The following is a 274-nucleotide window of genomic DNA, read 5'->3' as shown; positions in this document are numbered from 1 at the left end:
CTGACCGGCTCGGCCTTCAACGACACGCTGATCGGCGACGGTGGGGCCAATGTCCTGGCCGGTGGCAGCGGCGACGACATCCTCCATGGCGGCGCCGGCGCGGACACGCTGCAGGGCGGCAACGGCACGGACACTGCCGACTACGCCGGTTCTGCCGCCGGCGTCTCGGTCAACCTCACGGCCGGCACCGGCGCGGGCGGCGACGCCCAGGGCGACACGCTGAGCGGGATCGAGAACCTCACCGGCTCCGGCTTCGCCGACCGGCTGTATGGCG

General features: G+C 73.4%; 1 pseudogene. It reads left to right on the top strand.

The window, feature by feature from the left end:
* Window positions 1-274 (top strand): annotated as a pseudogene (locus P409_RS35860) (calcium-binding protein); the annotation flags it as partial.

The sequence above is a fragment of the Inquilinus limosus MP06 genome (assembly GCF_000767795.1).
GTDB classification, from domain to species: domain Bacteria; phylum Pseudomonadota; class Alphaproteobacteria; order DSM-16000; family Inquilinaceae; genus Inquilinus; species Inquilinus limosus_E.
The sequence above is the reverse complement of the archived record's forward strand: the minus strand, read 5'-3'. Positions and strand labels throughout refer to the sequence as shown.